General features: G+C 63.4%; 26 protein-coding genes. 21 read left to right on the plus strand and 5 right to left on the minus strand.

The window, feature by feature from the left end:
• Window positions 1-64: 64 nt before the first annotated feature.
• The 7 genes from M1D44_RS15430 to M1D44_RS15460 all read left to right on the plus strand — a co-directional run bounded on the left by M1D44_RS15430 (window position 65) and on the right by M1D44_RS15460 (window position 7,749).
• A complete protein-coding gene (locus tag M1D44_RS15430) occupies window positions 65-934 on the plus strand; it encodes an alpha/beta hydrolase (RefSeq protein WP_316852999.1) in 870 nt (289 codons plus the stop codon).
• 67 nt (window positions 935-1,001) lie between these two features.
• A complete protein-coding gene (locus tag M1D44_RS15435) occupies window positions 1,002-2,636 on the plus strand; it encodes a GMC family oxidoreductase (RefSeq protein ID WP_024977208.1) in 1,635 nt (544 codons plus the stop codon).
• 245 nt (window positions 2,637-2,881) lie between these two features.
• The gene (locus M1D44_RS15440; protein ID WP_316853000.1) at window positions 2,882-3,652 is read left to right on the plus strand and encodes an ABC transporter ATP-binding protein; all 771 of its coding nucleotides are present in this window, start codon (window positions 2,882-2,884) and stop codon (window positions 3,650-3,652) included.
• A 103-nt stretch (window positions 3,653-3,755) separates the two neighbouring features.
• Window positions 3,756-4,496 (plus strand): ABC transporter ATP-binding protein, encoded by a 741-nt coding sequence (locus tag M1D44_RS15445; RefSeq protein ID WP_015855954.1) that lies wholly within the window; start codon window positions 3,756-3,758, stop codon window positions 4,494-4,496.
• Window positions 4,497-4,571: 75 nt separating this feature from the next.
• Window positions 4,572-5,780 (plus strand): ABC transporter substrate-binding protein, encoded by a 1,209-nt coding sequence (locus M1D44_RS15450; protein WP_024977211.1) that lies wholly within the window; start codon window positions 4,572-4,574, stop codon window positions 5,778-5,780.
• An 83-nt stretch (window positions 5,781-5,863) separates the two neighbouring features.
• Entirely contained in the window at window positions 5,864-6,748 is an 885-nt protein-coding gene (locus tag M1D44_RS15455) for a branched-chain amino acid ABC transporter permease (RefSeq protein ID WP_024977212.1), read from the plus strand.
• 14 nt (window positions 6,749-6,762) lie between these two features.
• Entirely contained in the window at window positions 6,763-7,749 is a 987-nt protein-coding gene (locus M1D44_RS15460) for a branched-chain amino acid ABC transporter permease (protein WP_024977213.1), read from the plus strand.
• Window positions 7,750-7,995: 246 nt separating this feature from the next.
• Here M1D44_RS15460 and M1D44_RS15465 read toward each other — a convergent pair whose 3' ends face one another.
• The gene (locus tag M1D44_RS15465) at window positions 7,996-8,232 is read right to left on the minus strand and encodes a hypothetical protein (RefSeq protein WP_092976212.1); all 237 of its coding nucleotides are present in this window, start codon (window positions 8,230-8,232) and stop codon (window positions 7,996-7,998) included.
• Window positions 8,233-8,352: 120 nt separating this feature from the next.
• Here M1D44_RS15465 and M1D44_RS15470 point away from each other — a divergent pair, with 120 nt between their 5' ends.
• Both M1D44_RS15470 and M1D44_RS15475 read left to right on the plus strand, forming a co-directional pair.
• Window positions 8,353-8,790, plus strand: a complete 438-nt coding sequence (locus M1D44_RS15470) for a hypothetical protein (RefSeq protein ID WP_316853001.1) — start codon at window positions 8,353-8,355, stop codon at window positions 8,788-8,790.
• 23 nt (window positions 8,791-8,813) lie between these two features.
• Window positions 8,814-9,572: a sulfite exporter TauE/SafE family protein gene (locus M1D44_RS15475; protein WP_112186517.1), complete on the plus strand. Its 759-nt coding sequence runs from the start codon at window positions 8,814-8,816 to the stop codon at window positions 9,570-9,572.
• On the opposite strand, the gene M1D44_RS15480 is transcribed toward M1D44_RS15475, so the two are convergent.
• Window positions 9,562-9,939 (minus strand): cupin domain-containing protein, encoded by a 378-nt coding sequence (locus M1D44_RS15480; protein WP_024977217.1) that lies wholly within the window; start codon window positions 9,937-9,939, stop codon window positions 9,562-9,564. The two genes, M1D44_RS15475 and M1D44_RS15480, sit on opposite strands and share 11 nt — an antisense overlap.
• A gap of 169 nt (window positions 9,940-10,108) precedes the next feature.
• Between M1D44_RS15480 and M1D44_RS15485 the strand changes: the two genes are divergently transcribed.
• Window positions 10,109-10,660: a phosphonate degradation HD-domain oxygenase gene (locus M1D44_RS15485; RefSeq protein WP_024977218.1), complete on the plus strand. Its 552-nt coding sequence runs from the start codon at window positions 10,109-10,111 to the stop codon at window positions 10,658-10,660.
• On the opposite strand, the gene M1D44_RS15490 is transcribed toward M1D44_RS15485, so the two are convergent.
• Complete coding sequence (locus M1D44_RS15490) at window positions 10,646-11,602, minus strand: SDR family oxidoreductase (protein ID WP_316853002.1); 957 nt, start codon at window positions 11,600-11,602, stop codon at window positions 10,646-10,648. The two genes, M1D44_RS15485 and M1D44_RS15490, sit on opposite strands and share 15 nt — an antisense overlap.
• 105 nt (window positions 11,603-11,707) lie before the next feature.
• Between M1D44_RS15490 and M1D44_RS15495 the strand changes: the two genes are divergently transcribed.
• Window positions 11,708-12,604 (plus strand): LysR family transcriptional regulator, encoded by an 897-nt coding sequence (locus tag M1D44_RS15495; RefSeq protein ID WP_316853003.1) that lies wholly within the window; start codon window positions 11,708-11,710, stop codon window positions 12,602-12,604.
• A gap of 12 nt (window positions 12,605-12,616) precedes the next feature.
• On the opposite strand, the gene M1D44_RS15500 is transcribed toward M1D44_RS15495, so the two are convergent.
• Together M1D44_RS15500 and crgA are read right to left on the minus strand one after the other, a co-directional pair.
• Entirely contained in the window at window positions 12,617-12,832 is a 216-nt protein-coding gene (locus M1D44_RS15500; protein ID WP_112186525.1) for a DUF3820 family protein, read from the minus strand.
• Between the two features lie 5 nt (window positions 12,833-12,837).
• Complete coding sequence (crgA, locus tag M1D44_RS15505; RefSeq protein ID WP_316853004.1) at window positions 12,838-13,746, minus strand: LysR family transcriptional regulator CrgA; 909 nt, start codon at window positions 13,744-13,746, stop codon at window positions 12,838-12,840.
• Between the two features lie 107 nt (window positions 13,747-13,853).
• Between crgA and M1D44_RS15510 the strand changes: the two genes are divergently transcribed.
• The 10 genes from M1D44_RS15510 (at window position 13,854) to M1D44_RS15555 (ending at window position 23,539) form a co-directional block, all read left to right on the plus strand.
• Window positions 13,854-14,459 carry a short chain dehydrogenase gene (locus tag M1D44_RS15510; RefSeq protein WP_316853005.1) on the plus strand — a complete coding sequence of 202 codons (606 nt, stop codon included), beginning with the start codon at window positions 13,854-13,856 and terminating at the stop codon, window positions 14,457-14,459.
• 155 nt (window positions 14,460-14,614) lie between these two features.
• Window positions 14,615-15,763, plus strand: coding sequence for an ABC transporter substrate-binding protein (locus M1D44_RS15515; RefSeq protein WP_112186531.1), 1,149 nt, complete (start codon window positions 14,615-14,617; stop codon window positions 15,761-15,763).
• 461 nt (window positions 15,764-16,224) lie between these two features.
• A complete protein-coding gene (mnmG, locus tag M1D44_RS15520; RefSeq protein ID WP_316853007.1) occupies window positions 16,225-18,174 on the plus strand; it encodes a tRNA uridine-5-carboxymethylaminomethyl(34) synthesis enzyme MnmG in 1,950 nt (649 codons plus the stop codon).
• Window positions 18,174-18,842 carry a 16S rRNA (guanine(527)-N(7))-methyltransferase RsmG gene (gene rsmG, locus M1D44_RS15525; RefSeq protein WP_316853008.1) on the plus strand — a complete coding sequence of 223 codons (669 nt, stop codon included), beginning with the start codon at window positions 18,174-18,176 and terminating at the stop codon, window positions 18,840-18,842. The genes mnmG and rsmG overlap by 1 nt, the downstream gene beginning before the upstream one ends.
• A 37-nt stretch (window positions 18,843-18,879) precedes the next feature.
• On the plus strand, window positions 18,880-19,668 hold the full coding sequence (locus tag M1D44_RS15530) for a ParA family protein (RefSeq protein ID WP_112186536.1): 789 nt from the start codon (window positions 18,880-18,882) through the stop codon (window positions 19,666-19,668).
• A gap of 17 nt (window positions 19,669-19,685) precedes the next feature.
• Entirely contained in the window at window positions 19,686-20,597 is a 912-nt protein-coding gene (locus M1D44_RS15535) for a ParB/RepB/Spo0J family partition protein (protein ID WP_024977228.1), read from the plus strand.
• A gap of 352 nt (window positions 20,598-20,949) precedes the next feature.
• Window positions 20,950-21,498: an ATP synthase subunit I gene (locus tag M1D44_RS15540; RefSeq protein WP_316853009.1), complete on the plus strand. Its 549-nt coding sequence runs from the start codon at window positions 20,950-20,952 to the stop codon at window positions 21,496-21,498.
• Window positions 21,499-21,730: 232 nt separating this feature from the next.
• Entirely contained in the window at window positions 21,731-22,612 is an 882-nt protein-coding gene (gene atpB, locus M1D44_RS15545) for a F0F1 ATP synthase subunit A (RefSeq protein ID WP_024977230.1), read from the plus strand.
• 83 nt (window positions 22,613-22,695) lie between these two features.
• Entirely contained in the window at window positions 22,696-22,962 is a 267-nt protein-coding gene (atpE, locus tag M1D44_RS15550) for a F0F1 ATP synthase subunit C (RefSeq protein WP_003262709.1), read from the plus strand.
• A gap of 106 nt (window positions 22,963-23,068) precedes the next feature.
• Window positions 23,069-23,539, plus strand: coding sequence for a F0F1 ATP synthase subunit B (locus M1D44_RS15555; protein WP_024977231.1), 471 nt, complete (start codon window positions 23,069-23,071; stop codon window positions 23,537-23,539).
• Window position 23,540 lies beyond the last annotated feature (1 nt).

Here is a 23,540-nt window from a genome sequence, read left to right on the forward strand (position 1 = left end):
ACTGACGCGGATTGCGACAGGCGGCGTCTATGCCACAATCTGGCAACCCAAGGAGGAGACGCCGATGACGCAAGCCCCCGCTCAGGCCATCGCCCATCAAGCACTAGAAACGCGCCAGCGCATGAAGGACGGCACTGAACTGCTGGTCCGCACCTGGTTGCCCGAGCCCGACATGGGCACACCGCGTGGCACCGTCATCCTCGTCCACGGCATGGCGGAACACAGCGGCCGCTATCCGCATGTGGCCAAGGTGCTCACCGACCTGGGCCTGCGCGTACGGGCTTTCGACCTGCGCGGCCACGGCAAGAGCGGCGGCCCGCGCATGGCGCTCGACGCGCAAGACAACTACCTCACCGATCTCGCAGAAATCATCGACGCGGCCGTCGCCGAATGGCACGAGATGCCGTTTGTGCTCGGGCACAGCATGGGCGGATTGATCGTCGCGCGCTTCACCACTGCGCGCATCCGGCCCGTGCGTGGCGTGCTGCTGTCATCGCCCGCGCTGCGCGTGAAACTGCCGCCCGGGGCGGGCATCGTGCGTGGCGTTCTTTCTGCGCTGGCGCCCAAGCTGGCGGTGCCCAATCCCGTGGACCCGGCCAAGCTCTCGCATGACCCGAGCGTCGCGCCGGCCTATCGAGCGGACCCGCTGGTGCAGGGCACAATCAGCGCATCATTGCTGGAGTTCATGCTCAATGCGATCACGCAGGCGCAGCAGGATGCGCCGCGCCTGGAAGCGCCGATGCTGCTGATGGCCGGTGGCGCGGATTCGATTGTCGATCCGTCAGGCAGCCGGGATTTCTATGCGAATGCGCCTGAGGATCTGCGGACCTTGGCGTGGTTCGACAGGGGCTATCACGAGATCTTCAACGAAGCAGAACCGCTGCGTAGTGAGGTGTTTGGGAAGATGACGGAGTGGTTGGCTTCGCGGATTTGATTTGAAGTGAGTTGGTTGCACCACAACAATAAAAACCAATAACACCAAGGAAAAGAAGCACGGAGACATGGAAACCTACGACTACATCATCATCGGCGCAGGGTCCGCAGGCTGCGTCCTCGCCAACCGTTTGACCCGCGACCCCGACGTCTCCGTGCTGCTGCTGGAAGCGGGCGGCAAGGACGATTACCACTGGATCCACATCCCCGTGGGCTATCTGTATTGCATCGGCAACCCGCGCACTGATTGGCTCTATCGCACGCGCGAAGAACCCGGCCTGAACGGCCGATCGCTCGGCTACCCGCGTGGCCGTGTGCTGGGTGGGTGCTCGTCGATCAACGGGATGATCTACATGCGCGGCCAGCGCGAGGATTACGACGGCTGGGCCGCCATCACCGGCGACGATTCATGGAAGTGGGATGCCGTGCTGCCACTGTTCAAGGCCAGCGAGAACCATCACGGCGGCGCGAACGCATGGCACGGCGCGAACGGCGAATGGCGGGTCGAGCCGCAACGCCTGCACTGGCAGGTGCTGGAGACTTTCATCGAGGCGGCCGTGCAGGCGGGCATTCCGCGCACGAGTGACTTCAACCGCGGCGACAACTTCGGCGTCGGCTACTTCGAGGTCAACCAGAAGCGCGGCATTCGTTGGAACACCGCCAAGGGTTTTCTGCGCCCGGCATCGCAGCGGCCGAACCTGACGATCGTCACGGGTGCGCAAGTGCGGGCGCTGACGTTTGACGGCAAGCGCTGCACCGGCGTGACGTATCGCGGGGCCGGGCAGGACTACACGGTGGCCGCGCGCGAAGAGGTGATCCTTTCGGCCGGCGCGATCAACTCGCCGCAGTTGCTGGAGCTGGCGGGCATCGGCCAGCCGGAGCGTCTGCAAGCGCTTGGCATTCCGGTGCGCCAGGCATTGCCGGGTGTGGGAGAAAACCTGCAGGACCATCTGCAATTGCGCAGCGTGGTCAAGGTGAACGGCGTGCCCACCCTCAACACGCGCGCTTCCAAATGGTGGGGCAAGGCGCTTATCGGCATGCAATACGCGTTCAACCAGAGCGGGCCGATGAGCATGGCGCCGTCGCAGCTGGGCGTGTTCGCGCGCTCGAATCCGCACGTGTCGCGGCCCGACGTGGAGTATCACGTGCAGCCGCTTTCGCTCGACAAGTTTGGCGATCCGCTGCACGCGTTCAATGCGTTTACCGCGAGCGTGTGCAACCTGCGGCCGACCTCGCGCGGCACGGTGCATGTCACGTCTGCCGACCCGTTTGCTGCGCCGAGCATCGCCCCGAACTACTTGTCCACAGAGGAAGACCGCAAGGTCGCGGCCGATTCGCTGCGCCTCACGCGCCGCATCGTTGCACAGCCGGCCTTGGCGCAATACAAGCCCGAGGAGTACCTGCCCGGCGCGAGGTTTCAAACCGACGAGGATCTCGCCCGCGCCGCCGGCGAGATCGGCACGACCATCTTCCACCCGGTCGGCACGTGCCGCATGGGGCGCGCCGATGATGCAAACGCGGTGGTCGACGCCCAACTGCGGGTGCGCGGCATCGAAGGGCTGCGGGTCGTCGACGCGTCCGTCATGCCGACGATTACGTCGGGCAATACCAACTCACCGACGATCATGATTGCGGAGAAGGCGAGCGAGATGATCCGTGCCGCGCGCAAGGCCCGTGCCCGCGGCGAGGCCCTGCCAGCCTGACGCCGGTTCCGATACCGATGACACGGGCGTGACACACCGCCCGTGTCATATGAATACGCAATCCGCATTGCCCCGATAGGTAACTCTACGTAACTCCCTCCTGTGAGGCGGAAAGCCAATACCGGTGCGGGTTTCCGGGGCGTAAGCGGGGTGTAATCGTCTCGGTAAAAACCCCGATGTTTTGCAACGCAACAGCCGTTGACAATCATCCGCACCATAAAAAGGGCGGGAGACAAGAGGGAATCATGGCGCAGGACATCATTCTCGAAACGCGTGGACTGACCAAGGGCTTCAAAGGCTTTACCGCCGTGTCCGACGTCAACCTGCGCGTGCAGCGTGGGTCCATCCATGCGCTCATCGGCCCGAACGGTGCCGGCAAGACGACCTGTTTCAACCTGCTGACCAAATTCCTGGTGCCCACGCGCGGCACGATTCTGTTCAACGGCGTCGATATCACCTCGGAAAAGCCGGCGCAGATCGCACGCCGCGGCGTGATCCGCTCGTTCCAGATCTCCGCCGTGTTTCCGCATCTGACGGTGATGGAAAACGTTCGCGTTGGTTTGCAGCGGCAGCTCGGTACGGCGTACGCATTCTGGCGCAGCGAGCAGTCGCTCAACACGTTGAATACGCGGGCGATGGAGCTGCTCGAACAGGTGGGCCTGACGCAGTTCGCGCACACCGTGACGGTGGAGCTGCCCTACGGTCGCAAGCGCGCGCTGGAAATTGCCACCACGCTGGCGATGGAGCCCGAGCTGATGCTGCTCGACGAGCCCACGCAGGGCATGGGCCACGAAGACGTGGACCGTGTAACGGAGCTGATCAAGCGCGTCGCGCGGGGCCGCACGATCCTGATGGTCGAACACAACATGAACGTAGTTTCGTCCATCGCCGACAAGATCACGGTGCTGCAGCGCGGCCAGATCCTGGCCGAAGGCCCGTACGAAGACGTCTCGAAGAACCCGCAGGTGATGGAAGCCTATATGGGCACCGCCGATGCGGCGCTGGAAGGCCATTGAGCCCATTGAGGCCACTGATCGACGCTGATCGATCACGCGACGCGGCTGCATGCCGCGTATCAAACGTAAGCGAACGCTAGACCCGAACACACGAGAACACTGCATGAGCACGCCCGCGCTCCAGATCAAGGACCTGCACGCCTGGTACGGCGAATCGCACATCCTGCATGGTGTCGACCTGACCGTGAACCGCGGCGAGGTCGTCACGCTGCTCGGCCGCAATGGCGCGGGCCGCACCACCACGCTGCGCGCCATCATGGGCCTGGTGGGCACGCGCAAGGGCTCCATCGTCGTGCATGACGCGAGCGGCCAGGGGGTAGAAACGATCGACCTGCCCACGCACAAGATCGCCCATTGCGGCATCGGCTACTGCCCCGAAGAGCGCGGCATTTTCTCGAGCCTCTCGTGCGAAGAGAACCTGATGCTGCCGCCGGTATTGAAGGGCCAGGTGGCCAAGACCGGCAATGCCGGCATGAGCATCGACGAGATCTACGAGATGTTCCCGAACCTGGCCGAGCGCCGCCAGAGCCAGGGCACGCGCCTGTCGGGGGGCGAGCAGCAGATGCTGGCGGTGGGGCGCATCTTGCGCACCGGCGCGAACCTGCTGCTGCTCGATGAGATTTCCGAAGGACTGGCCCCGGTGATCGTGCAGGCGCTGGCCCGCATGATCCTGATGCTCAAGAAGCGTGGCTACACGGTGGTGATGGTGGAGCAGAACTTCCGCTTTGCCGCGCCGCTGGCAGACCGCTTCTATGTGATGGAACACGGCCGCATCGTCGAGCGCTTCGAAGCGGCGCAGTTGCAGGACAAGATGCCGGTGCTGCACGAGCTGCTCGGCGTTTAAGGCGTTTTCCCGATCGATTTGCAAGACCCTTGCGCCAGCGTGATCCGCGGCGCGTACGACACAGGAGACAAGACCATGACACTCAAGAAGCTGGCTGGTGCATTGATGGCGGTGGGGCTGGGCGCGGCGGCATTCGGCGCGCACGCACAGGTGAGCGGCGACAAGGTGAAGATTGGCTACATCACCGATCTCTCGGGTCTGTATGCCGACATCGACGGGCAGGGTGGTGTCGAGGCGGTCAAGATGGCGATCGAGGATGCGGGCGGCAAGGTGCTCGGCAAGCCGATCGAACTGGTGACGGCGGACCATCAGAACAAGGCCGACATTGCCGCTTCGAAGGCGCGCGAATGGATGGATCAGCAAGGCCTGGACATGCTGCTGGGCGGCACGAACTCCGCCACGGGCCTGGCCATGAACAAGGTGGCTTCCGAGAAGAAGCGCGTGTTCATCGACATCGGTGCCGGCACGGCGCGCTTGACCAACGAAGAGTGCACGCCGTACACGATCCACTATGCGTATGACACGGTGGCCCTGGCCAAGGGCACGGGCAGCGCGGTGGTCAAGCAGGGCGGCAAGTCGTGGTTCTTCCTGACCGCCGATTACGCCTTCGGCCACTCGCTGGAAAACGACACGACGGCCGTGGTCAAGGCCAACGGCGGCACGGTGGTGGGTTCGGTCAAGCACCCGCTGTCGGCGTCGGACTTCTCGTCGTACCTGCTGCAGGCACAGGCATCCAAGGCGCAGATCCTGGGCCTGGCCAACGCTGGCGGCGACACGATCAACTCGATCAAGGCGGCCAAGGAATTCGGCATCACCAAGACGATGAAGATCGCCGGCCTGCTGATGTTCATCAACGACGTGCACAGCCTGGGCCTGCAGACGGCCGAAGGCCTGCTGATGACCGACAGCTGGTACTGGGACATGAACGACGCCACGCGCAAGTTCGCCAACCGCTACTTCATGAAGATGAAGAAGATGCCGAGCAGCTTGCAGGCCGCAGACTATTCGGCGGTGTCGAACTACATCAAGGCCGTGGCGGCTGCCGGCACGGATGATCCGGACAAGGTCATCGCGCAGCTCAAGAAGACCAAGATCGACGACTTCTACACGAAGGGCTACATCCGCCAGGACGGCCGTGGCATCCACGATATGTACCTGCTGCAGGTGAAGACGCCGGCCGAATCGAAGAAGCCGTGGGACTACCTGAAGGTCGTGGCCACGATCCCGGGCGAACAGGCCTTCACCACCCCGGCCGAATCGAAGTGTTCGCTGATGAAGAAGTAAAAGCGTAGGCAATCCGGCGCCGCTGTCCGTGTGGATGGCGGCGTCATCAACGTTGTTGGTGTGGTGTTCTCTTCCTGACCGCGATGGAAATCTTCGGCGTTCCGCTACCGGCCATGCTCAGCCAATTGCTGCTGGGTCTGGTCAACGGTTCCTTCTATGCGATGTTGAGCCTCGGCCTTGCGGTCATCTTCGGGCTGCTCAACGTCATCAATTTTGCGCACGGCGCGTTGTTCATGCTTGGCGCGGTGCTCACGTGGATGGGCTTCTCGTACCTGGGCGTGCCGTACTGGGCCATGCTGGTGCTCTCGCCGCTGGTGATCGGTCTGCTGGGCATGGTGATCGAACGTACGCTGCTGCGTTTCATCTACAAGCTGGACCATCTCTATGGCCTGCTGCTCACGCTGGGTGTGACGCTCGTCATCGAGGGCGTGTTTCGCGCCATTTACGGCGTGTCGGGCCTGCCGTACGACACCCCCGAATTGCTGCAGGGTGCCACCGACCTCGGCTTCATGATGCTGCCCAACTATCGCGCGTGGGTGGTGGTGGCGTCGCTGGCGGTGTGCTTCGCCACGTGGTTCATGATCGAAAAGACCAAGCTGGGCGCCTACCTGCGCGCCGGCACGGAGAACCCGAAGCTGGTCGAAGCCTTTGGCGTGAACGTGCCGCTGATGGTCACGCTCACCTACGGTTTTGGCGTGGCGCTGGCGGCGTTTGCTGGCGTGCTGGCTGCGCCCGTCATCCAGATCTCGCCGCTGATGGGGCAGAGCATGATCATCACCGTGTTTGCGGTGGTGGTGATTGGCGGCATGGGGTCGATTCTCGGTTCGATCATCACCGGCCTGGGCCTGGGCGTGATCGAGGGCCTGACCAAGGTGTTTTATCCACAGGCGTCGGCGACCGTGGTGTTCGTGATCATGGTGCTGGTGCTGCTGGTGCGTCCGGCGGGCCTGTTCGGTAAAGAGAAATGAGCGGCGCGGCCAACATGACCAACTCTTCTTCCCTCAAATACGTCCTGTACGGCCTGCTGCTGGTTGCGCTGATTGCCGCACCGCTGGTGGGCGCGTATCCGGTGTTCGTCGCCAAGCTGCTGTGCTTCGCGCTGTTTGCCTCCGCATTCAACCTGTTGCTGGGCTACACGGGGCTGCTGTCGTTCGGGCATGCGGCGTTCTTTGGCGGCGCCGGCTACGTGGCCGGCTACATGATGCGCGACCTGCATGTCACGCCTGAAGTGGGGCTGCTGGCCGGCACCGCGGCGGGTGCGTTCATTGGTTTGATCGTCGGCTTGCTGGCCATCCGTCGCCAGGGCATCTATTTCGCGATGATCACGCTGGCGCTGGCGCAGATGCTGTACTTCTTCTGTCTGCAGGTGCCGTTCACCGGCGGTGAAGATGGCCTGCAAGGCGTGCCGCGCGGCAAGCTGTTCGGCGTGTTGGATCTGTCGTCCGATCTGACGCTGTATTACGTTGTGCTCGTCATCGTGGCGTTGGCGTTTCTGCTGATCGTGCGCACGATCCACTCGCCGTTCGGGCAGATCCTCAAGGCCATCAAGGAGAACGAGCCGCGCGCCACGTCCCTCGGCTACGACACCGATCGTTTCAAGCTGCTGGCCTTCGTGCTGTCGGCGGCGCTCACGGGCCTGGCCGGCTCGCTCAAGACGTTGGTGCTGGGCTTCGAGACGCTCACCGACGTGCACTGGTCGATGTCCGGCTCGGTCATCCTGATGACGCTGGTGGGCGGCCTGGGTATCCTGTCGGGCCCGCTGCTGGGCGCGGCGCTGGTGATTGCGCTGGAAAACAAGCTTGGCGACATCGGCAGCTTCCTGGCGGGCGCCACCGGCATCGACGGCTTCAATATCCTCGGGGAATCGGTCACCACGGTCACGGGCGCGATCTTCGTGATTTGCGTGCTGACCTTCCGCCGGGGCATCATGGGCGAAATCGCGGCTCGCGTGCCCTGGTTGCGACGTTGACGCCACAATGCGCGAAGATGCCGGCGAATTTCACCCAAGCGACTGAACTTGGTGCCTCATGCACCGTAAGGGTTTGCTCTAGTTGCTGCATTGCGGTGCATCTTTTACAGTCGCGTTACGGTTTTCGCACGAGATAAATGAGGCGGGAGCGAGGAGACGACAGCACACACCGCATGTACGGTGGAGATGCAAAATAAATGAAGGCCCTGCCAGGCGATCCCCGGCAGGGCCTTTTAGTTTGTGCGTTCAACCGGTGGCGCTTGCCGCCAATAGCGCCCGGCCCCGGGCGCTGACCGTCACGAGATGCAACTCAGGTGGAGATCCGGGCGCGCAGTCCACCAGCCCGTCGATGCACGCGTCTTCCCAGATCGACAAACGCGGACACGACGTCCGCCACGTTTCCAGCACTTCGGCATAAGGCCGGGGCCGCTCGGCCAGCGACTGCAGCAATTGCAGGGTGAGGGCATGGGTCGGATCGGCCATGGCGGCTCCGCGTGGGGCGACCGATCCATTTTGGTTCGCGCGCATTCACAAGAGAAATGCATTCGGTGTCGACGCCTATGCGCGCGCTGCATGACAATGGCGCCTTCGCCAGAGCCGCCCATGACCCTCTCCACTCGCCTTGCCACGCCCGAAGACCGGCCGCGCCTGCTGGGCGCCATTGCATCGACTGCCTCGCCGCTGCAGTTGGCGCATGCCGTTGATACGCTGCTCGCCCATCCAAGCGTGCATCCCTGTTTCCTCGTTGAAATGGGGGAGGTGTTGACCGGCGTGGCGCCGATCACGCTCGTGCCGCATCTGGTGCTGGGCGGTTTGGTGGCGTGGTTGCCGGCGGGCGTGATGGTGTTTTCCGGTGACATGGCCACGCGCGATACCGCCTTGGCCGCCGTGAATGAGTACGCCAGAGCACATGGCATACTCCACGTCCTGCTGCCGCCCGCAGCGCTTTCTGCTGACGCCGCCGCAGCGCTCGGCTTTGCGCCCGATACATCCGGCTGCTGGCGGCGCAGCGCCCGCCCGTCACAAAAGTCGTTGGGCTAATCCTTCCCGTTTCGTTTCTCCTGATGGAATTCGCTTTGCTCGCCGTGGCTGGCTTTCTGGCCGGCCTCATCGATGCCGTGGCCGGTGGCGGCGGCCTGGTGCAGATTCCCGCGCTGTTCTCGGCGTATCCCAACATCGCGCCCGCTACGCTGATCGGCACGAACAAGGTCGCGTCGATGTCGGGCACCGCTACGGCGGCGGTGCGTTACGGCCGCACAGTGCGCATCTATTGGGGCGCGACGGCGCCCGCCGTGGTCACGGCGTTTGCCTTTTCGCTGCTGGGCGCGTGGGCGCTCATGCATATCCCGGCCGAGCCGCTGCGCCGCGCGCTGCCGTTCGTGCTGGCCGTGCTGCTCGTCTACACGGTTGCCAAGAAGAACCTCGGCGCCGATCATGCCCCGAGCCTAAAGGGCGGGCGCGAGCGTGCGGCAGCCCTGCTGGCCGGCGCCGCCATCGGCTTCTACGACGGCGTGTTCGGCCCGGGCACCGGCAGCTTTCTGATGATCGTGTTCGTGCGCGTGTTCGGTTACGACTTTCTGCACGCGTCGGCGTCCACCAAGATCGTCAACTTGGCGACCAACGTGGCCGCGCTGTTGCTGTTGGCCGCCAAGGGCCACGTTTGGTGGCAGCTCGGCGTGGTGATGGCTGTCGCCAACGTCGCCGGCAATCAGGTCGGCAGTCACCTCGCGCTGCGGCACGGCAGCCGCTTCGTGCGCAAGGTGTTCATCGTGGTGGTGTTGGCGCTGATTTTGAAGACGGCTTACGACGCGTTCATCCGTTGAGTTGCTTCTCAAGCGCCACGCTGCGCTCGGTGATGACGTCACCCGTGTGCTGCGTGGTGACGGTCTCAATCAGCATGATTCCGCATTCCTCGTCGGCGACGGGAAAGTGACGCACACCGCGCGGCACGACACAGAATTCACCCGGGCCGAGGTGCACGTCGGCGCGGTCTTCGAAAGCGATTTTCAGGTGGCCGTAGACCACAAAGAACAACTCATCTTCATTCGGGTGATCGTGCCAGACGAATTCGCCCTTGAGCTTGGCGACCTTGATGTATTGGTCGTTGACCTGGCCGACAATGCGCGGCGACCAATAGTCCGTGACCTGTTCCAGCGCGTGCGTGACCTGTACGGCGTGTCCTGCGAGCATGTTGCGCTCCGGTGTGTGGGAAGGCTCTGAAGATAAGGGCGGGCGCCGGGCATTCCCAACCAAACTTTCTAATCGCGCCGATCACGCGGGCTAATGCACCGTGCGTTGTCACTATGCTGCCGCATGGGCCGGCTAGGCTGCAAGGTTCCGCTTTCTCCAGCGCAGCATCATGGCCCTGAGCCTCGACGACATCCGCACGCTATTCGATCGCCACGGCAACATTGCCTACAGCGGCGAGCCCGTCACCCAACTCGAACATGCCTTGCAGACGGCGGCGCTGGCGGAGGCGGCCGGCGCGTCGGATGCGTTGGTTACCGCGGCGCTGCTGCACGACCTTGGCCATTTGCTGAACCTGCAGGGTGAAACGCCCACCGCCCACGGCATCGACGATCAGCACCAGTACTTTGCGCTGCCGTTTCTGCGTGCGACGTTTCCCGATGCCGTGCTGGAGCCGATCCGCCTGCATGTGGATGCCAAGCGCTGCCTGTGTGCGATGGATGCGCATTACTACGCGCGTCTGTCGGCGGATTCCATACGGAGCCTGGCATTGCAGGGCGGTGTGTTTTCGGCGCACGAGGCCGAGGCATTCATGCAGCGTCCGTACGCTGCCGATGCACTGCAACTGCGCCGCTGGGATGACCTCGCCAAGGTAGCCGGGCAGCGCACGCCTGATCTTGCCCACTTCTTGGCGACGGCCGCGCGGGTTTCAGTGGCAGCCTAGGCTGCGCAGTGTCGTGCCCACGGCTTCGTCCCACGGTGTGTGCGGTTCGGCGCCGAGCGCCTGCACGAGCTTGGCGTTGTCCATGCGCACCGGCTGCTGCCACAGATAACGCATCTCGCGCATCTCGCGCAGCATCTCCGAGAACGGCGCCAGCACGGGCATCAGCCACCACGGGAACGCGCGTGTCTTGACTGGGTGACCCACCGCACGACCGATCGATGCGGGCATCTGCGTGCCGTCGGCATCCCAGTGGCCGCGCATGTGATAGACGGCGAAGTCCGGCAGACGGTCGCCTTGCTCGACAAGGCGCAGCATGGTTTCGGCCACGTCCGGCAAATAAGCCCATTGGTGGCCGATGCCCGCCGCGCCCGGATACGTGACGGTGCGCACAGGCTTGCCCGGCTTGACCAGCGCGCCGGCGAACCACGTATTGCTTGTTTGCGGCCCGAAGAAGTCGCCCGCGCGCACGATCAGGCTGCGCACGCCTTCGGCGCTGGCGGCCTGCATGCGGCGCTCCAGTTCTGCGCGGATCTTGCCCTTGCGCGTGAGCGGCGCCTGCTTTGTCGTTTCGCGCAGCACAGGGAACGTGTCCGGCCCGAAGTTGTACACCGTGCCCGGCAGCACGATGCGCGCACCCGAAGCGCGGGCAGCGGCGATGGTGTTGTCGATCATCGGCAGCACCTGGCCAGCCCAGTTCTTGTAGCCCGGCGGGTTGACGGCGTGGATGATCAACTCCGCGCCTTGCGCCGCGCCAACCACGTCTTCGCGCACCATCGCGTCGCCGCGAATCCATTCGAATACGGTGCTGCGGTTCGGCAGCGCATCCGGATTGCGCTGCAGCGCCCGCACATGCCAGCCGCGTGCCACCAGCCGACGTGCCACTTCGCCGCCGATGCCGCCGGTGGCGCCCAATACCAATGCGATGCGTTGTGCCTGTTCCATGACCGTGCTCCTGCTGTGTGTGAGAGCGTTGCGATGGAGGCATTCTGGGCGCAGCTGTGCTTCAATGGAATTGTTGATGATGAGCGTGCAGTTATACGAATTTGTATGATCGGATCTGAACCGGGTTGGGAGCTGTATCGGACCTTTATTGCTGTCGTGCGGGAAGGATCGCTGTCGGGCGCTGCGCGCGCGCTTGGGCTGACGCAGCCGACGGCGGGGCGGCATGTCGATGCTCTGGAACGGGCGCTGGGCATGTCGCTGTTCATCCGCACGCAGCAGGGATTGAGCCCCACAGAAGCGGCGCTATTGCTGCGGCCGTTTGCCGAATCGCTCGAAGCCACCAGCGCTGCCTTGCTGCGCGCCGCCTCCAGCCAGGGCGAGGGCGTACGCGGCACCGTGCGCATCACCGCCAGCGAGGTCGTGGCGGTGGAGGTGTTGCCGCCCATCCTCGCCGACCTGCATGCCGCCTATCCAGAACTGACGCTCGAACTTGTGCCGTCCAACCGCATGGAGGACCTGCTACGCCGCGAGGCCGACATCGCCGTGCGCATGCAGCCACCGAGCCAGGGCGTGCTCGTCGCGCGGCGTCTGGGCGAGATCGAATTGGGGCTGTTTGCGCACCGGCGCTATCTGGCAAAGCGCGGCACGCCAACCACGGTGGAAGAACTCGCTGGCCACACCCTGATCGGCTACGACAAGGAAAACGCATTCCTGCGCAGCGTGCGAGCGCAGTTCCCGTGGATCCAACGCAATCGCTTCGCGCTGCGTACCGACAGTGACCTGGCCGCGATTGCCGCGCTGCGTGCAGGCTTTGGTGTTGGCTTCTGCCAGGTCGGCTTGGTACGGCACAACGCGGATCTGGTTCGGCTGTTCAGCGATCAGATCACCATCACGCTCGACACCTGGCTCGCGATGCACGAAGACCTGCGTGACAGCCCGCGCTGCCGTGTCGTGTTTGATGCGCTGGCGAACGGACTGCTGCGGTACATCAACGGCGATTGATCGATCGCGTTGTTATCGCTTCTGGCGCAATGGGTCGAGCAGACTCTTCAACCCGTTGTGATCCAACTCCTGCATCAGCGCGAGCAACCGGCCGATCTGCCCCGGCGGAAAGCCCTCGCGCGCGAACCAGTTGAGGTAATGGCCCGGCAGGTCGGCAATCAGGCGGCCCTTGTATTTGCCAAAGGGCATTTGCGTGGTGACGAGGCGTTGGAGGTCTTCGGGTTGCATGGGCGCTATTGTGCCGTCGATGTGGGGACGAGCGTGGGCACCTGCTCCAGCAAATGCGCAACAAAACCAGAGAGCTTCGGCAAGGGCCGCCGATCCTGCCGATACACGACATGAATCGGCCGCGGCTCGGGCGCGTACGCTTGCAGCACGCGCACGAGGCGGCCATTGGCCAAGTCTTCAGCGACGAGCACTTCCGGCTGCAGCAGCAAGCCTGCGCCGGCAACCGCTGCTGCGCGCAGGCCGTGGCCGTCGTTGCAGGTGAAGGCTGGGTCGTCGCGCCACGGCGTGTCGCCTTTCCAGTCACGCAACTGCCACGCATTGCGGTTGTTCCACACCATGTGTGAGAGGCAGCGATGCTGCGATAGGTCCGCCGGTGTTTCTGGCCGCCCGTATCGCGCAAGGTAATCCGGCGACGCGCAGATGACCATGCGATACATGCACAGCGGTTTGGCGACCAGGTCGGCGTCGCCCAACGGCCCGATGCGGATGGCAAGGTCGAACCCCTCGTCGACGAGATCGACCATGCTGTTGCTCAGGTTCAGCTCCACGCGCACCTGCGGATGCACCTGCTGGAACGTCGCCGCCAACGGCGCGATCACGCACGCGCCAAACGTGGTGGGCGCGCTCACGCGCAGCGTGCCCGATGGCGACGCGCGCAGCCGTTCGACGGACGTTTCCGCCCAGCGCACCTGTTCCAGCACGCGTTTGGCGTCTTCATAGAACACGCGGCCGGCGTCGGTCAGGCTCTGGCGTCGTGTGCTGCGCTGGAGCAGGCGCGCACCCAACTGCGTTTCCAACGCGCTCACATATTTGCCGACCATGACCGCGGACATTTCCAACCGCGCCGCCGCCTCGGTGAAGTTGCCGCCTTCCACCACGGCGACGAAGGTTTCCATGCTGCGCAGCTTGTCCATATTCCGAACCATTGATTTGGAATGATCGAAGGTATCACGGCTTTATCGGATGGGAGGTTCGGCCAAGAATGGGCGCCATTCCAACCGGATCTGCAAAGGAGCAGAGTATGAAAATCGTCGTGATTGGTGCCAGCGGCACGCTTGGCCGCGCCGTGGTTGCGGAACTGGAGCAGGGCGGTGCGCACGAGATCATCCGTGTCGGGCGCACGCAGGGCGAGCACCAGGTCGACATCACCAACGCTGACAGCGTGGCCGCGCTGTTCGACAGGCTTGGCCGTGTGGACGCGATCGTCTCCACCGCCGGCAACCTGTTCTTCGGGCCGCTCACCAAGATGACCGCAGCGGATTTCAACGTCGGCCTGCAGGACAAGCTGCTCGGGCAGGTGCGCCTGGCGCTGGTCGGCCAGCATTATCTGAACGATGGTGGATCGATCACGCTCACCACCGGCATCGTCGGGCAGGAGCCGATTGCGCAGGGCGCCAACGCGACCGCCGTGAACGCGGGTGTGGAAGGCTTTGTGCGCGCCGCCGCGTGCGAGCTGCCGCGCAGTATCCGCATCAACGCAGTGAGCCCGACGGTGCTGACCGAATCGATGGGCGCATACGGCCCGTTCTTTCCCGGCTTCGAACCCGTGCCGGCAGCGCGTGCGGCGCTGGCGTACCGGCGCAGCGTGGAAGGTGTGCAGAGCGGGCGGGTGTACCGCGTAGGCTGAATCTGCCTAGGTCGTGAACACGTTAAGGTTCGGGGTATCTCCCCCTTGCCCGCGTGGCGTGACTCCTTCTAGACTCGTTCATCCCCGACCCAGCGGTCGGCCAATCGCAGATTCAGGGCGGGCGCAGACCCGCTCGGCACATCTCAGGAGACGGCATGAAGGTTTCGCGCGCATCCCGCATTGCACTCGCCGCAACGGCGCTGTTGGCAGGCACGGCATTCGCCCAGGTGAAGGTCGGCATCACGGTGTCCGCCACGGGGCCGGCCGCCTCGCTCGGCATTCCGGAAAAGAACACCGTGGCGCTGCTGCCCAAGGAAATCGCAGGGAAGAAGATCGAGTACATCGTGCTCGACGATGCGTCTGACACGACGACTGCCGTCAAGAACACGCGCAAGCTGATCACCGAAGACAAGGTCGACCTGGTGATCGGCTCGACCGTCACGCCGAACTCGCTGGCGATGGTGGATGTGGTGGCCGAGAGCGAAACGCCGATGATCACCCTGGCCGCCTCGGCGCGAATCATCGAGCCGATGGACGCCAAGCGGGCGTGGGTGTTCAAGACGCCGCAAAACGATTCGCACATGGCGACCGCCATTGCCGAACACATGGTCAACCATGGCGTGAAGACTGTCGCGCTGATCGGCTTTGCCGATGCCTATGGCGATTCGTGGGCGCAGGAGTTCGACAAGGTGGCGGGGCTGCGCAAGCTGAAGGTCGTCGCCAATGAGCGCTTTGCTCGTACCGATACGTCTGTGACGGGGCAGGTGCTGAAGATCATGTCGGCCAATCCAGACGCAGTGCTGATCGCAGGCTCTGGTACGCCGGCCGCGCTGCCGGAGCGGGCGCTCAAGGAGCGGGGCTACAAGGGCAAGCTGTATCAGACGCACGGCGTGGCGAACGCCGACTTCCTGCGAGTGTGCGGGAAGGACTGCGACGGCACGTTCCTGCCGGCAGGTCCGATCCTGGTTGCCGAGCAACTGCCCGACAGCAACCCGGTGAAGAAGCCGGCGCTGGCGTACAAGACGGCATATGAAAAGGCGTACGGCGGACAGGTCTCCACCTTCGGCGGACACATGTGGGATGCCGGGTTGTTGTTCACGCATGCGATGCCCGAGGCGCTGAAGAAGGGACAACCTGGCACGCCGGCGTTCCGCAAGGGGCTGCGCGATGCGATGGAGACGACGACCAATCTGGCGATCTCGCACGGCGTGATGAACATGAATGCGAAGGATCACCTCGGGCTGGATCAGCGGGCGCGGGTGATGGTGGAGATCAAGGACGGGAAGTGGAAACTGCAGAACTGACGGCGTAGCCAACGTCATCGCTCCACGCAAAACGCACGGTTCGCGCCGTGCGTTTTGTTTTTTGCGGCTCAAGCGTTAGCGAGGGGTACCGGGCGATGCCGTGGTCTAGGCAACGCAGCCCGGATTTCGGCGAGGCCCGCGTCAGTCAGCTTCAGACCGGCCGCGCCGGCGATGTATCGCCTTCATCTCTATTTCCCCCGCACCGCCCCAGCTTGCCGGGCAGGCTTCGGGTCTTCATCGATTTTCTTCGTGCTCATTCGAGCAGCGAGGGCGGAACGTCAACCGATTGATGTGTTTCACGTGAAACACAAACGTGGCCAACAAGCGGTGCATGTTTCACGTGAAACACGAAAAGCGGGCGAATTTTGTCTCGATTGCCGCATGGTCGAACTGCGGTGTAGCTGCGCGACTTATAATTCCGCTTCTCCAAATTTCCGATGCCTCCATGCGAGGAGGAAGCCATGCTGTATCCAACTGAATTCGATGTGATCGTGGTGGGCGGCGGACACGCCGGCACCGAGGCCGCCTTGGCGGCGGCGCGCATGGGTTGCCAGACCCTGCTGCTGACGCACAACATCGAGACACTGGGCCAGATGAGCTGCAATCCGTCCATCGGAGGCATTGGCAAGGGCCATCTGGTCAAGGAAGTGGATGCGCTGGGCGGGGCCATGGCCATCGCAACGGATGAGGGCGGTATCCAATTCCGTATCCTCAATTCCAGCAAGGGGCCGGCCGTGCGTGCGACCCGTGCCCAGGCGGACCGCGTGCTATACAAGGCAGCCATCCGCCATCGGCTGGAAAACCAGCCGAACCTGATGCTGTTCCAGCAGGCTGTGGAAGATCTGCTGGTGGAAGGCGACCGTGTAGTCGGGGCGGTGACGCAGGTTGGCGTGCAGTTCCGTGCACGTGCCGTGGTGCTGACGGCGGGGACGTTCCTCGATGGCAAGATCCATGTCGGGCTGAACAACTACACCGGCGGCCGCGCGGGGGACCCCGCCGCGGTGTCACTGTCCGCGCGTCTGAAGGAATTGAAGCTGCCGCAAGGGCGCCTCAAGACCGGCACGCCGCCGCGTATTGACGGTCGCTCCATCAATTTTTCTGTGCTGGAAGAGCAACCGGGCGATCTTGACCCGGTGCCGGTGTTCTCGTTCATGGGCCGCGCGGACATGCATCCGCGCCAAGTGCCGTGCTGGGTGACGCATACCAACGAGCGCACGCACGACATCATCCGTGCCGGGCTGGACCGCTCCCCGATGTACACGGGCGTGATCGAAGGGGTGGGGCCGCGCTATTGCCCGAGCATCGAAGACAAGATCCACCGCTTCGCCAGCAAGGATAGCCATCAGATTTTTCTGGAGCCGGAGGGCCTGGCGACCAACGAGTTTTACCCGAACGGCGTGTCGACGAGCCTGCCGTTTGATGTTCAGCTCGACTTGATCCACTCTATGCGCGGGCTGGAGAACGCCCACATCCTGCGCCCCGGTTACGCCATCGAGTACGACTACTTTGACCCGCGCGGGCTGAAGGCTTCGCTGGAATCCAAGGCGATTTCCGGCCTGTTTTTCGCCGGCCAGATCAACGGCACGACCGGTTACGAAGAGGCAGCAGCGCAAGGTCTGCTGGCGGGTATCAACGCCGGCCTGCAGGTGCAGGGCAAGGACGCCTGGACGCCGCGCCGCGACCAGGCTTATCTGGGCGTGCTCGTCGACGACCTCATCACCCGGGGCGTGACCGAGCCGTACCGCATGTTCACCAGCCGCGCTGAGTTTCGCCTGAGCTTGCGCGAAGACAACGCCGACATGCGCCTGACCGAAGTCGGCCGCACCTTGGGTGTGGTCGACGACGTGCGCTGGGATGCCTTCAACCGCAAGCGCGACGCTGTTTCACGTGAAACAGAGCGACTCAAGTCGACTTGGGTGAACCCGGCTACGCTTCCGTTGGAAGACGCTGAGCCGGTCCTTGGGAAGGGGATCGAGCGTGAGTACGCGCTGGCCGACTTGCTGCGCCGCCCGAACGTGACGTACGAAACGCTCATGGGAATGCAGGGCGGCAAGTACGCGCTTGAAGCCCCGTTGGCTGAAGATCCGTTGCTGGCCGAGCAGATTCGCGAGCAGGTCGAAATCGGCATCAAATACCACGGCTACATCGCCCGGCAAGCCGATGAAGTCGAGCGTCTGGGCGCGAACGAGAACACTCGTCTGCCTGCGGATTTCGACTATTCACAAGTGCGCGGTCTGTCGATCGAGGTGCAGCAGAAGCTGGCCAAACACAAGCCCGAGACCATCGGGCAGGCTTCGCGTATCTCCGGCGTCACGCCGGCCGCCGTGTCGCTGCTGCTCGTACACTTGAAGAAGGGCGTGTTGCGTGGCCAAGTGGGCCCTCGCACCGATTCCCAAGGCGAGGCAGCTTGATGCCGGATGCACTGACTGACGCCCGGGCAGAGCTGGAAGCCGGCGCCCGCGCGCTTGGCTTGTCGCTGGACAGCGCGCAAGTCGATCGCCTGCTGGCGTACCAAGGGCTGCTGGCCAAATGGAATCGCGTCTATAACCTGACCGCCATTCGCGACGCCGGCGACATGCTGACGCATCACTTGCTGGATTCGCTCTCGGCCGTGTCGCGCATTGCTGAGCTGGCTCGCCGTGCTCAACCTGACGCACCGCGCGTGCTGGACGTCGGTTCGGGTGGCGGCCTGCCCGGTATTCCGTTGGCCATCGCTTTTCCAGACGTGAGCGTCACGATGGTCGACATCGTGCAAAAGAAGACCGCCTTCCTGACGCAGTGCCGTGCCGAGCTTGGGCTGGCCAATGCCCAGTCGCATTGGGGCCACGTGGAAAAACTGGCTGATGCCACCGGCTACGGCGTCATCACCTCGCGCGCCTTCGCCGAGCTGGTGGATTTCGTGAATCTGGCTGGCCATCTGCTGGCCCCGGGCGGCCGCATGGTCGCCATGAAGGGTGTGCGCCCGGATGCCGAAATCGAGCGCCTGCCCGCCGGCTGGACCGTCGAAGCCATCGAACGCCTGACCGTGCCGGGGCTGCCGGCCGAGCGTCACTTGGTCATCCTTGCGCCGTCGGCGTGAGCGAACGTTGTAGCGAGCCATTCACCGCAGAGGAGTCATGTCGAATATTTTCGTGATCGCCAACCAGAAGGGTGGGGTCGGCAAGACCACCACCACGGTGAATCTTGCGGCCGGGTTAGCCGCGCAAGGGCAGCGCGTGCTGCTGGTCGACCTCGACCCGCAGGGCAACGCCTCGATGGGCTCGGGCATTGACAAGCACACGCTCGAATTCAGCGTCTACCAAGTGCTTGTTGGGCTGGCGACGATTCCGCAGGCGCGCCAGCGCTCCGAGGCCGGGCGCTATGACGTGTTGCCCGCAAACCGCGACCTGGCCGGCGCCGAAGTCGAGCTGGTCGATCTAGAGCATCGCGAAAACCGCCTCAAGCTTGCGCTCACCGAGGTAGAAGCCGACTACGACTTCGTCCTTATCGATTGCCCGCCGTCGCTATCGCTGCTCACGCTCAACGGCCTGTGTGCCGCGCACGGCGTCGTCGTGCCGATGCAGTGCGAGTACTTTGCGCTCGAAGGCCTGTCGGATCTGGTGAACACCATCAAGCAGGTGCACGCCAACCTGAACCGCGACCTCAAGGTGATCGGTCTGTTGCGTGTGATGTTCGACCCGCGCGTGACGTTGCAGCAGCAGGTATCGGCGCAGCTCGAATCGCATTTCGGCGACAAGGTGTTCAAGACGGTCATTCCGCGCAACGTGCGTCTGGCCGAAGCGCCGTCGTACGGCATGCCGGGCGTGGCGTTTGACGTGGCATCGAAAGGTGCCAGGGCCTATCTGGATTTCGGCGCCGAGATGATCGCGCGCGTGCGGCAGATGGCGGCCGAGATGCCGGCCTGAGCGGTAAGAGGAACAACATGAGCACGATGAAGAAAAAGGGACTGGGCCGAGGCCTCGAAGCGCTGCTCGGCAGTCCCGCCGAGATTGTCGAAGCTGCCAAGCAAGAGGGCGCGCCCACTGTGCTGAAGCTGGAGCAGATGCAGCCCGGCAAATATCAGCCGCGCACGCGCATGGATGAAGGCGCGCTGCAGGAACTCGCCGCGAGCATCCGCGCGCAGGGCCTGATGCAGCCGATTCTGGTGCGCAAGGTGGAGTCCGACGGCACCAAGCCCAAGTACGAAATCATCGCGGGTGAACGCCGCTTCCGCGCATCGCGCCTTGCGGGCCTGACCGAAGTGCCCGTGCTCGTGAAGGACGTGCCGGATGAATCGGCCGCCGCCATGGCGCTGATCGAAAACATCCAGCGCGAAGATCTGAACCCGCTGGAAGAGGCGCAAGGCATCGCGCGCCTGGTGCGTGAATTCCAGTTCACACATGAGCAAGCGGCGGAATCGGTGGGGCGTTCGCGCAGTGCGGTGTCGAACCTGCTACGCCTACTGAATCTCGCCCAGCCCGTACAGACCATGCTGATGGCCGGCGACCTGGATATGGGCCACGCCCGTGCGTTGCTCGCCGTTGATGGTGCTACGCAAATCACATTGGCCAACCAGATCGTCAACAAGCGCCTGTCGGTCCGAGAGACGGAAAAACTGGTGGCGTTGACGCTCAAGCCGTTTGAGCTGAAGTCACTGAAGCAGAAGGGCGGCCACCAAGGCGGCCGTGACGTCGCGCGCCTGGAAGAGGAATTGGCTGATCAACTGGGCCTGGGTGTACAGATCAAGCTGGCAGCGAAGGGCCGTGGTCAGTTGACCGTGCAGTTCAGCAGTCTCGACGAGTTCGACGGGTTGCTGGCGCGCCTGCGTCCCGATGGCGACGAAGAGGCTGCCTAAATTTCGCCTGCGGCAGTTTGACGCATGTACGTGGAGCTGGCGTCGTTGCGCCATTTGTGGGCAGCCATTTGGCACGGAATTGGTGCGATTACCTCGCGCGTCATCGACGCTGAGTGTCGCCAGCACCATCATGGAATCAACGGGGTGCCGCTCCATCAGGCGGATTCGGTGCCCCGGCAACAGCACCGCATTGCGCGCACCGCATGGAACGCGCCAGCGCGGAGTGCTGTCGAAGGCGCCCGCACGAGCGTTCGCTTGCGCGTTGACTGGCGAACGCCATGTCCCGTAAAATCGTGCGGTTTTAAATCCGCCTGACCCAAAGCGGTGCGGCATGATGAAAGCACATTCTTCCATGCAGCCAGCCGACCGGCAACGGCCCAATTCTTACGCTTCGTTGAACGCCGCCCGGCCTGCGTCGGTGCAGGATCCGAAGCTCGATAGTTGGGACGATGAGGAGAAGGCGGAGCCGCCGGTGCATGTGCTGTCCCATGACGAGGCGGTCGCCCTGTTCGGTGAGCAGGCGCTGCAGGCCTCGCGTATCACGCCCTTTTCCATCGTGCTCGGCCAGGTGGCCATCACACTGTTGTGTGCGCTCGCTTGGTATGTCGGCAGTTGGTTCACGGGCATGGGCGCTGCGTCAGCGGGCCAGGCTGCGCTTTCTGCTCTACTGGGTGGCGGCGTGTGCGTGGTGCCTTCGGCATGGTTCGCGATGCGGCTGTCGACGGCCAAGGGGTTCGAATCCATCGCCCGTCTTGTGGTGGGCGAAGCGATCAAGGTGCTTGGCACGGTCGCGCTGCTGGTGATCGTGGTGGTTGTCTTCAAGGGCCTGCATTGGCCGCCCTTGCTGATCACCCTGATCCTGGCACTCAAGATGTATTGGGTCGGTCTCGCGCTGCGATAGCGCGTTGAGTCGGCTCCAGCCCACCACGACACGGCGGGCACACTGGACGTGTTGGCATGTAGCGGGAACCTGAGGCAGGAGAAGCCCAGGTTCATTGCGCTGACACTCCGCAAGAATAAGGTGGCGCGTTCTGGCCGCGTGCAGTCCGCGATCTCCAGGAGGAACCTGGTTGAATCGGGCGCGAGTCGGAACGGGTCACGAAGAATGTTTCGCAATATTGGACTGAATCATCATGGCAACTGAAGTCGCAGAAGCCGCCGGCCACGCCGCCGAGCACGCTCTTACGCCTTCCGCGTATATCGCGGAGCATTTGCAGAATTTCAATAGCATCGGTGGCAAGCAGGCCTCCGTCGTCGACTTCTCTGTCATCAACTGGGACACGATGTTCTGGTCCGTGTTGATGGGCCTGATCGGCATCATCTTCCTGGGCATCGCCGCACGCCGCGTCACCTCCGGCGTCCCTGGCCGCTTCCAGGCTTTCGTTGAACTCGTCGTCGAGATGGTCGATGACCAGGCCAAGGGCATCATCCACGGCGATCGTTCCTGGATTGCTCCGTTGGCGCTGATGGTCTTCGTGTGGGTCACGCTGATGAACGCAGTCGACTTGATCCCCGTGGACTGGGTCACGGGCGTCAACCACCTCCTCGGTACCTTCGGTGTGCACGTGCCGCACCACCGCGCGGTGGCCACGGCTGACCTGAACGGTACGTTCGGCATGTCGTTCGCCGTGCTGATTCTGATGATCTACTACAGCTTCAAGATCAAGGGCGCTGGCGGCTTTGCGCACGAGCTGCTGTCAGCCCCGTTCGGCGCCAAGTGGTACCTCGCGCCGTTCAACCTGATCCTCAACATCATTGAATTCCTCGCCAAGGCTGTGTCGCTGGGCATGCGGTTGTTCGGCAACATGTACGCGGGCGAACTGGTGTTCCTGCTGATCGCGCTGCTTGGCTCGATCTGGACGTTCGGTGCTGACACGTCGGCACTGGGTTTCGTGGGTCACGTGGTGGCGGGTGCAGTGTGGGCGATCTTCCACATCCTGATCGTGCTGCTGCAAGCCTTCATCTTCATGATGCTGACGCTGGTGTATATCGGCCAGGCACATGAACACCACTAAGTAGTTGCGGTTCAGGTTCTCCGGTTCCGTTTGATTTTTCCAAGTTCTCAAGTTCTTAGTCTTTCACGTAAAAGGGAGTCATCATGCAAGCATTTCTCGCCAACATCCAAGGTCTGACCGCCATCGGTATCGGCATCATCATTGGCCTGGGTGCTATCGGCGCCTGCCTCGGCATCGCACTGATGGGCGGCAAGTACATCGAAGCCTGCGCACGTCAGCCTGAACTGATGAACCCGCTGCAAACCAAGATGTTCCTGCTGGCTGGCCTGATCGACGCGGCATTCCTGATCGGTGTTGGTGTGGCCATGCTGTTCGCGTTCGCCAACCCGCTGCTGTCGGTCATCAAGTAATTCTTTTCGGTCTGCATGATGCCGGAGGCGGCCTAGGTGAACGCTACGCGTGACCCTCGCCGCTTCGTGCATTGATCCGTAGTCTCAATACCGAAAGGAACACACCATGAACCTGAACGCCACACTCGTCGCGCAGATGGTCGTGTTCTTCATCCTGTGGTGGGTTGTTGCCAAATTCATTTGGCCGCCCCTGGTGAAGGCGCTCGACGAACGCGCGAAGAAAATCGCCGATGGCCTGGCCGCTGCCGATAAGGGCAAGGCTGAGCTGGAGCTGGCCAACAAGCGGGTCGACCAGGCACTGACCGAAGCGCGCAATGAAGGCGCGCAACGCATCGCGGACGCTGAAAAGCGCGCCCAGATGAGCGCCGACGAGATCAAGCAAAACGCCCAGGCCGAAGCCGCGCGCATCATCGCGCAAGCCAAGGCAGAAGCCGAGCAGCAAACCGTGCGCGCGCGTGAATCGCTGCGTGACCAGGTTGCTGTGCTGGCCGTCAAGGGTGCCGAGCAGATCCTCAAGCGTGAAGTCAATGCGCAGGTCCACACCGATCTGCTCAATCAACTCAAGGCTGAGCTGTAAT

The organism is Ralstonia sp. SA306, from assembly GCF_054792405.1.

Coding starts and splice junctions, on each gene's coding strand:
- M1D44_RS15510 (WP_316853005.1), top strand. CDS start 13,854: ATGAAAATCGTCGTGATTGGTGCCAGCGGCACGCTTGGCCGCGCCGTG.
- M1D44_RS15475 (WP_112186517.1), top strand. CDS start 8,814: ATGGAATTCGCTTTGCTCGCCGTGGCTGGCTTTCTGGCCGGCCTCATC.
- M1D44_RS15460 (WP_024977213.1), top strand. CDS start 6,763: ATGACCAACTCTTCTTCCCTCAAATACGTCCTGTACGGCCTGCTGCTG.
- atpB (WP_024977230.1), top strand. CDS start 21,731: ATGGCAACTGAAGTCGCAGAAGCCGCCGGCCACGCCGCCGAGCACGCT.
- M1D44_RS15540 (WP_316853009.1), top strand. CDS start 20,950: ATGCAGCCAGCCGACCGGCAACGGCCCAATTCTTACGCTTCGTTGAAC.
- M1D44_RS15445 (WP_015855954.1), top strand. CDS start 3,756: ATGAGCACGCCCGCGCTCCAGATCAAGGACCTGCACGCCTGGTACGGC.
- M1D44_RS15485 (WP_024977218.1), top strand. CDS start 10,109: ATGGCCCTGAGCCTCGACGACATCCGCACGCTATTCGATCGCCACGGC.
- M1D44_RS15530 (WP_112186536.1), top strand. CDS start 18,880: ATGTCGAATATTTTCGTGATCGCCAACCAGAAGGGTGGGGTCGGCAAG.
- M1D44_RS15480 (WP_024977217.1), bottom strand. CDS start 9,939: ATGCTCGCAGGACACGCCGTACAGGTCACGCACGCGCTGGAACAGGTC.
- M1D44_RS15535 (WP_024977228.1), top strand. CDS start 19,686: ATGAGCACGATGAAGAAAAAGGGACTGGGCCGAGGCCTCGAAGCGCTG.
- mnmG (WP_316853007.1), top strand. CDS start 16,225: ATGCTGTATCCAACTGAATTCGATGTGATCGTGGTGGGCGGCGGACAC.
- M1D44_RS15555 (WP_024977231.1), top strand. CDS start 23,069: ATGAACCTGAACGCCACACTCGTCGCGCAGATGGTCGTGTTCTTCATC.
- M1D44_RS15470 (WP_316853001.1), top strand. CDS start 8,353: ATGACCCTCTCCACTCGCCTTGCCACGCCCGAAGACCGGCCGCGCCTG.
- M1D44_RS15500 (WP_112186525.1), bottom strand. CDS start 12,832: ATGCAACCCGAAGACCTCCAACGCCTCGTCACCACGCAAATGCCCTTT.
- M1D44_RS15455 (WP_024977212.1), top strand. CDS start 5,864: ATGGAAATCTTCGGCGTTCCGCTACCGGCCATGCTCAGCCAATTGCTG.
- atpE (WP_003262709.1), top strand. CDS start 22,696: ATGCAAGCATTTCTCGCCAACATCCAAGGTCTGACCGCCATCGGTATC.
- crgA (WP_316853004.1), bottom strand. CDS start 13,746: ATGGACAAGCTGCGCAGCATGGAAACCTTCGTCGCCGTGGTGGAAGGC.
- M1D44_RS15440 (WP_316853000.1), top strand. CDS start 2,882: ATGGCGCAGGACATCATTCTCGAAACGCGTGGACTGACCAAGGGCTTC.
- rsmG (WP_316853008.1), top strand. CDS start 18,174: ATGCCGGATGCACTGACTGACGCCCGGGCAGAGCTGGAAGCCGGCGCC.
- M1D44_RS15465 (WP_092976212.1), bottom strand. CDS start 8,232: ATGGCCGATCCGACCCATGCCCTCACCCTGCAATTGCTGCAGTCGCTG.
- M1D44_RS15435 (WP_024977208.1), top strand. CDS start 1,002: ATGGAAACCTACGACTACATCATCATCGGCGCAGGGTCCGCAGGCTGC.
- M1D44_RS15515 (WP_112186531.1), top strand. CDS start 14,615: ATGAAGGTTTCGCGCGCATCCCGCATTGCACTCGCCGCAACGGCGCTG.
- M1D44_RS15495 (WP_316853003.1), top strand. CDS start 11,708: ATGATCGGATCTGAACCGGGTTGGGAGCTGTATCGGACCTTTATTGCT.
- M1D44_RS15490 (WP_316853002.1), bottom strand. CDS start 11,602: ATGGAACAGGCACAACGCATCGCATTGGTATTGGGCGCCACCGGCGGC.
- M1D44_RS15450 (WP_024977211.1), top strand. CDS start 4,572: ATGACACTCAAGAAGCTGGCTGGTGCATTGATGGCGGTGGGGCTGGGC.
- M1D44_RS15430 (WP_316852999.1), top strand. CDS start 65: ATGACGCAAGCCCCCGCTCAGGCCATCGCCCATCAAGCACTAGAAACG.